General features: G+C 55.1%; 1 protein-coding gene. It reads right to left on the reverse strand.

The genetic code is table 11. The annotated features are described in order from the left end of the window. Positions 1–8: 8 nt before the first annotated feature. Positions 9–1,171 (reverse strand): IS3 family transposase gene (locus BLL38_RS29935; protein ID WP_090412654.1). Its coding sequence is split into 2 segments (ribosomal slippage): positions 9–916 and positions 916–1,171, totalling 1,164 coding nucleotides; the frame shifts between segments, so codons are not numbered across the junction. Positions 1,172–1,235 lie beyond the last annotated feature (64 nt).

The raw sequence follows: 1,235 nt of genomic DNA on the forward strand, positions 1-1,235 counted from the left end.
TGTAGTGGTCAACTAATCCCGGACACGACGTTAAGTTTTTCCTCGGCCCGCGCTGGCGCCAACCCATCGTTGAATTGGTGAGGCCGAATCCAGTTGTAGCGATGCATCAAAAAATGGCTGATATCGCGCTGTGCTTCCTGCGCAGTTCGATAGCCCACGGTCGGTATCCATTCTGTTTTCAAGCTGCGAAATACGCGCTCCATCGGTGCGTTATCCCAGCAGTTTCCTCGTCGACTCATGCTCTGGCGCATGCGGTATCGCCACAACCGCTGGCGAAAGAGTCGGCTTGCATATTGCGATCCCTGGTCCGAGTGGAATAGCAGATCCGAAGGCCTGCCACGCTGCTCGTAAGCCATATCCAGCGCTTTGATCACCAGCTCAGCGTCTGGCTTTTCCGACAGCGCCCAGCCCACGATCCGACGCGTACAAAGATCCAGGACGACAGCCAGGTAATGCCACTTTCCTTGCGCCCAAATGTAGGTGATATCGCCGCACCAGACTTGATTGGGCGCTGGCACGTCGAACTCACGGTTCAATGTGTTCGGGATATCCAGTCTTTCTATTGTTGCTCGTTTGTAGGCATGGGAGCCGGGTTGTTTGCTGACTAAATCAAGCTCGCGCATCAAGCTACGCACTTTGAATCGACCGAGTTGCTCACCGTCTTCACGCATCAGCGACAGGATGCTGCGACTGCCCGCAGAGCTGCGACTTTGCGAGAACAGCTCACTGACGCGACTACGCAATCGAAGCCGTTCAGCATCGGGCGTGCGGCGCCGCAGGCGCTGGGCGTAGTAACACGAGCGAGTGACGTCAAACACCTTGCACAGCCAATCAACCGGCTCATGGGCGCTCAACTGGTCAATCAGCGCGAACGCTCGTGATCTTCCGACATCAAGAGCGCGGTAGCCTTTTTTAGTATTGATTTCTCTCGCTCAAGCCGAGCAATCCGGGCTTCCAGCTCCTGAATTTTTTGCTGTTCCGGAGTCAGTGCCTTGCTCTGCGGGGTGACGCCTTTATGTTCTTTCTGAATCTGGTCAACCCAGCGGCGCAATGCCGATTCACCAATGCCGAGTGAACGGCTGGCTTCGATGTAGCTGTAGTTTTGTTTGAGCACAAGGTCGGCAGCCTCGCGCTTGAATTCAGGAGTAAAGGAGCGGCGTTGTTTGGTCATCTGACACCTCGATCTGGCGAGCATTCTCGCCTAAATGGGTGTCCGGTTTCATTAGACCACTACA

The sequence above is a fragment of the Pseudomonas gessardii genome (assembly GCF_001983165.1).
GTDB lineage: Bacteria > Pseudomonadota > Gammaproteobacteria > Pseudomonadales > Pseudomonadaceae > Aquipseudomonas > Aquipseudomonas gessardii.